We start from the raw sequence: 5,154 nt of genomic DNA, 5'->3' as shown, positions 1-5,154 counted from the left end.
CGAATTTGGTCTTGTTCTTGCAGCAGTCGCAATGCTTCGCGGACAACTTCGCTAGCAGATAGGTATCTGCCGCTTTTGACTTTTTCTTGCACGAATTTTTCCAGTTCGGGTGTTAGGGATACGTTCATGGGAGTAGCGTCATTTTGGGTTGTTAATCCTATTTTGCTAGTTATAGCAAGGATTGTCAAAGTTTGTTATTAGAGCTTGAAAAGCTTGTACTGCATGGATTTGCTGGTGATTGATGAAGTGCGCGAGGTTTTAAGTAAGGTGTCATGGTAGGCAACTCAAATAGTTTGTGCTAAACTGAAAAAGCGCAGATAGGACGGTCATCTCCTTTTTATTTCTGCGAGAAGTTTATTGTAGAAACCCCAATCAAAGGATGACAATGATGCACCCAAAAAAAGCGGTGCGAGGCAAAAATCGAGATGTTTCGGTAGTCCAAATGACCGCCGAGCAGTTTCGAGAAGCAATAGACGACTGCTTTGATGCGGTTAGTCGAGGGCAACCTCACATTGTTCATCGAAATGAACAGCCTGATGTGGCTGTGATTTCCATGCAAGACTACGCTCAATTGCAGGAGTACAAACGCCTGCTATCTCAAGCTGCACGGGAACTGCTACAAGAGTCTTATTGACAAAGTAGCACCAGACTGCTATTAAACCATCTTCTCTAATATCGCCTCGCACCGGAATACCGATAGTAGAGAGGATGAATGCACGTTAATATTGAACAACACGGAAGTGTTCGGAAGTTTTGGCAATCTAAATCCCTAGCATTTCGCTTGCAATGGGAATATCAAAGTTTTCTCAATCTGCTTAAAAGTGAGTTATACCCACTGGAAGCAGAACCAATAGAAGGATTGCCGGAACATTTTTTGTATCCATTGCCAACTGGACATCAAGTTTACTATCAAGTGAAACAGATATCACTTGAACCAGTAATTTACTTGGTGACTATCAAGCGGATAGCTACTTCAGCAGAAATTGTCAGCATCTTGTTGCCAGAAATTAAAAAATCGCTATTGCAACAACCTGCTCAAATCCCAGAGATTGTCAAATCTCAGCAGAAACGAAACTTTGGGAGAATTTTTGTCAATGCGTTAGATATAGCGCAACGGCTAATTTTTTCCCAGCAAGTTCTGAGTGTGCTGGCAGGTTTGTTTTTAACAATTTTGGTGACATTTGGGCAACAATTTGCTTCTCCTGACACACCACCAGGACAGAAAGCTCTACCCCCTGAACAAAAATCTAGTCAGTCGAGGTAAAGGCGTTGTAGGGACACGGCATCATAAATATGTCGGTAATACCAAAATTTTAATTATGCCGTGTCCCTACAGCATAATTGCTCCGAAAGACCCCAGAAAATAAAGTCAGAAACCCGGTTTCCTGAAGAAACCGGGTTTTTAAGTAACCCAAGTTGCTAGTTATAAGATTAGTCTTATTCTTTGTACGTAGTTGGGCTTTAGCCCTCGGATGAAACCTGGCATAAGAGGGCTAAAGCCCAACTACGTACCTTTATGTAAATAACTAGCAACTTGCGTTAAGTCTACAAAAATAGGATGAGCAATACCCATCCTATTTGCTACGCTGCTATCAGTTGAGGTTGATTTTTCAGAGAAGGAATGCGCCTGCCAACTGCTTCTGCTACTGGTCTTAAATTGTGAACTAATTGCACCATATCTTCTAAAGAAAGTGCTTGACGTGCATCGGAAACTGACTTTTCCGGTTCTGGGTGACATTCGATAATCAGTCCATCTGCGCCGCAAGCAATGGCAGCTTTTGCTAAAGGTGCGACTAATTCGCGTTTGCCTACTGCGTGGGATGGGTCTACAATTACTGGCAGGTGAGTTAGTTGTTTGAGGGCGGCGACTGCACCTAAATCTAAGACGTTGCGAGTATAGTTATCGAAACTGCGGATACCGCGTTCGCACAACACGACATCGGGATTTCCGTGACTTAAAATATATTCAGCTGCCATGAGGAATTCTTCTATAGTTGCTGCTAAACCGCGTTTTAGTAATATTGGTTTGCCTGCTTGTCCTAATGCTTTGAGTAAGTCGAAGTTTTGCATATTGCGACTGCCTACTTGCAACATATCGGCGTAAGCAGCTATGGTTTCTATCTGAGAAATTGCCATTACTTCGGTAACTACTGGTAAATTGTGGCGCTGACTAACTTTTGCTAAAATTTCCAAACCTTCCACTCCTAAACCTTGGAAAGCGTAGGGGGAAGTGCGCGGTTTGTAAACGCCACCCCGTAATGCTTGCACTGGTGCGATGGATAGGTGACTGGCGACTTGTTCCATCTGGGACATACTTTCGACGGTACAAGGCCCACCGATAATTACTAAGTCTTTGCCGCCGATTTTGACGTTATCGGAAATTTGGATAACTGTTTGCTGGTCAGGTTCTGTTTGTGCGTGTAACATTTGAGTTTCTCCTTGAAAAAAGTGTGGTTAACAAAAAACCCGGAACCGTTTTACAGTTCCGGGTGGCGGTGCGTTGGCACGACTTTATTTACCCGGAACTGTTTCTGGGCCAAAAATAAAAGCCGTAAAACCAACTGGAAAGAAATGCTGTCATGGTACTTGAGATGTCCTTAAAAAAACAAAAACCGCAGATTTTGTTCTGCGGTTCACCGGCTCGTTTCCAATGCGTAGATTGGATCACTCCCAGTGAACCGCTTTACGCCAATAATAAAAGTAATAAGAGCCGATGTACATGATTTGGGTGGAAATATTGGTTTGAGGTATATGTCTTGATGTAAAAACCATAACAGAGTGAGTGGCTTCGCGTCAAGACTAAATTGAGAAAATAATTCGATCGACTGAGTATTTGTAGTGAGGACTTCTGTCCTGTTCCCTGATGGATCGATCGCACATTTAACTCTGAAACACTCTGTAATTTCCCCACTCGGCTTCTATTCAAAGCAAAAAGCGATCGCCTTTTCAGAGGGAGAAACGGATGTGTACGCTCCGCTTCTCCCTATTGGCCATCGACAAGGAACCACGAACGACCAGAGCCAAAAAAGTCAATCTCTGGCTGCGCCAAGTCTAAATCTCCTTATTTGCAAGTGCTATTGCAAACGGGACGATGAACGGGACGACGAACCGGACGAACGCGAACTGGCCGCTTCTGACCTGTTCTGACTGGCTGAACCGTCGGGTTTGAAGCGTTAGCTGACTGATTGGAATTTTGATTGACTGAATTGCCCTTACCGCTGACATTAGCTTGTTGGGTGCTTGTCTGAACAACAGCGCTATCGCCACCACTGGGTTGACAGCAAGGGTTAGCCGTAGCTTTAGCGGCAAAGGGAAGTATTCCCGCCGTACTAACCGTCAAAATACCCAGGATGTAAGTTTTTTTGAGCATTGTACCAAAGTTGGCGATCGCGTTCGTCGAGTTGGTGCTAGCCATGTCAGTTTCTCCCTGTCTAACTAATTACTGTTTGTGAAGGTATCTCAAATTTAGGTTTCGGCTTCCGGAACGCTCCATTAGCCTCTGTAACTATTAAAGCTACCTCTGAAATGCTCGTCAATAGTTTTTACAAAACTTCATATATCTAGGGATTAGGGACTAGGGGTTAGGGGTTAGGGAAGAGGGAAGAGGGAAGAGGGAAGAGGGAGTAGAAGTTGGAGTAACATTAAGGCTGAAAAAGGGTAGGTGGAAAGGGCGAGCCGGAAAGCCCCTCTCCTTGCAGGGGAAGGGTTGGGGAGGAGTCTAGCGCATCCCATATAATAGATGCAGCTTGGTATTTTTTTTGACAAAATCAAAAACTGTATGACTGGAGAGCCTGGGATTAAAGTCGAAAAGCCTGTTTCCAAATTTTAAAAGTAATCTGGTTAACCTGTGGAAATACATCGAATTTGCGATTGAGAGAGATTCTAACTGCAACTGTACCGGATGCTTTGGAGCTTTTGCGATCGGGTGAAAAGTTGGTGGAAATCAGTGGTAGTTGAGAACAGTCTAAACTCACAGCCTTGGCGAAGCGTATCTGTTAGCGCGATCCTCTTCACTTACCCTTCCTAAGTATTCGATCGGTCGGTCAAGTAAATTAGCTGTAATGTTGTGCTATGAAATTCTCTAATATCATCCCAGAGAAAGGCAAAACCAGATGCAGTTTTTTGATAAATTACTTTATGCGATCGAGCGCAACCAAAGCTTACTCTACGTCGGACTCGACCCAGACCTAGACGAAGTGGTAATTGGCGAGGGTGAGGATTTATCCCAACTTTGGGAATGGCTGGATACCATCATCGCACAAACATCAGATTTAGTTTGTGCTTATAAGCCGATTCTCGGATTCTACCAAGCTTTGGGCGCACCCGGACTGAAACTGCTGGAACAAACATTGCAGCGCATTCCCAAACATATCCCCATTATCCTGGATGCCAAACACAGCGATATCTATACCAGCACGGTGTTTGCCAAGACTGCCTTTGAACGATGGGGTGTGGATGCCGTTACCGTAAATACCTACGCCGGATGGGATCACGTCGCGCCTTTTTTACTTTATCCGGGTAAAGCAGTGTTCGTGCTGTGCGCTAACGCGAATCCCAGCGCGGCGGCGTTGCAGGAATTCCCGACGCCGAGTCAACCTTTTTACCTGCATTTGATCGATGAAGCGAAAAACTGGGGAACGCCGGAACAGTTGGGGTTGAAAGTGGGTGGTACTCCGGAAATTTTAGCGCGTATCCGGGCTGCTGCACCAGAACGGCTAATTTTGTTACAGGAAGATTATACAGGCGATCGCGATTTAAATGCTATTTTAGCAGCAGGTTTGGATAAGCAGGGAGAAGGATTGCTGCTACCAGTACCTCCTAATATTATCGAAGAACCCGGACACGATATCGCCGCCGCCGTTCGCGATTTAAGGGATAAAGTCAATGAAGAAAGAATGCGAATCGTGCAGGCAAATCCCACTTGCGATGTTTGGTTGCCGAATGTTTGTTCGTTGCAATCCGAACCGCATCGCGATTTAATTTTACAGCTTTACGATATCGGCTGCATTATTTTTGGCGAACACAAGCAAGCATCGGGGGCGATTTTTCCTTATTATATCGATTTACGGAAAATCATATCGCAGCCGCAGATATTTCACCAAGTCTTGACTGCTTACGCGGGGATATTGAAAGGTTTGGAATTTGACAGAATTG

General features: G+C 44.6%; 6 protein-coding genes. 3 read left to right on the top strand and 3 right to left on the bottom strand.

The window, feature by feature from the left end:
• Window positions 1-128: type II toxin-antitoxin system ParD family antitoxin (locus tag H6S82_RS17165; protein WP_191056463.1), on the bottom strand; the 128-nt coding region annotated here is incomplete at its 3' end.
• Window positions 129-385: 257 nt separating this feature from the next.
• On the opposite strand from H6S82_RS17165, the gene H6S82_RS17160 reads away from it, so the two are divergent.
• Together H6S82_RS17160 and H6S82_RS17155 are read left to right on the top strand one after the other, a co-directional pair.
• Complete coding sequence (locus tag H6S82_RS17160) at window positions 386-634, top strand: type II toxin-antitoxin system Phd/YefM family antitoxin (RefSeq protein WP_190460799.1); 249 nt, start codon at window positions 386-388, stop codon at window positions 632-634.
• Between the two features lie 78 nt (window positions 635-712).
• Entirely contained in the window at window positions 713-1,264 is a 552-nt protein-coding gene (locus H6S82_RS17155; RefSeq protein ID WP_190460801.1) for a hypothetical protein, read from the top strand.
• Window positions 1,265-1,581: 317 nt separating this feature from the next.
• Here the strand turns inward: H6S82_RS17155 and aroF are convergent, their stop codons facing one another.
• Together aroF and H6S82_RS17145 are read right to left on the bottom strand one after the other, a co-directional pair.
• Window positions 1,582-2,427 (bottom strand): 3-deoxy-7-phosphoheptulonate synthase, encoded by an 846-nt coding sequence (gene aroF / locus H6S82_RS17150; protein ID WP_190460803.1) that lies wholly within the window; start codon window positions 2,425-2,427, stop codon window positions 1,582-1,584.
• Window positions 2,428-3,061: 634 nt separating this feature from the next.
• A complete protein-coding gene (locus H6S82_RS17145; protein WP_190460805.1) occupies window positions 3,062-3,415 on the bottom strand; it encodes a hypothetical protein in 354 nt (117 codons plus the stop codon).
• A gap of 697 nt (window positions 3,416-4,112) precedes the next feature.
• Between H6S82_RS17145 and pyrF the strand changes: the two genes are divergently transcribed.
• Window positions 4,113-5,154 (top strand): orotidine-5'-phosphate decarboxylase (gene pyrF / locus H6S82_RS17140; protein ID WP_191056462.1); only part of this gene is annotated, 1,042 nt, incomplete at its 3' end.

Source organism: Planktothrix sp. FACHB-1355 (genome assembly GCF_014748295.1).
Classification (GTDB): Bacteria; Cyanobacteriota; Cyanobacteriia; order Cyanobacteriales; family Aerosakkonemataceae; genus Aerosakkonema; species Aerosakkonema funiforme_A.
This window is presented reverse-complemented; position numbering and strand designations above follow the sequence as displayed.

Bases quoted from the DNA above. Each gene is read 5' to 3' on its own strand.
- H6S82_RS17160 (WP_190460799.1), top strand. From the start codon at position 386: ATGATGCACCCAAAAAAAGCGGTGCGAGGCAAAAATCGAGATGTTTCG.
- H6S82_RS17155 (WP_190460801.1), top strand. From the start codon at position 713: ATGCACGTTAATATTGAACAACACGGAAGTGTTCGGAAGTTTTGGCAA.
- aroF (WP_190460803.1), bottom strand. From the start codon at position 2,427: ATGTTACACGCACAAACAGAACCTGACCAGCAAACAGTTATCCAAATT.
- H6S82_RS17145 (WP_190460805.1), bottom strand. From the start codon at position 3,415: ATGGCTAGCACCAACTCGACGAACGCGATCGCCAACTTTGGTACAATG.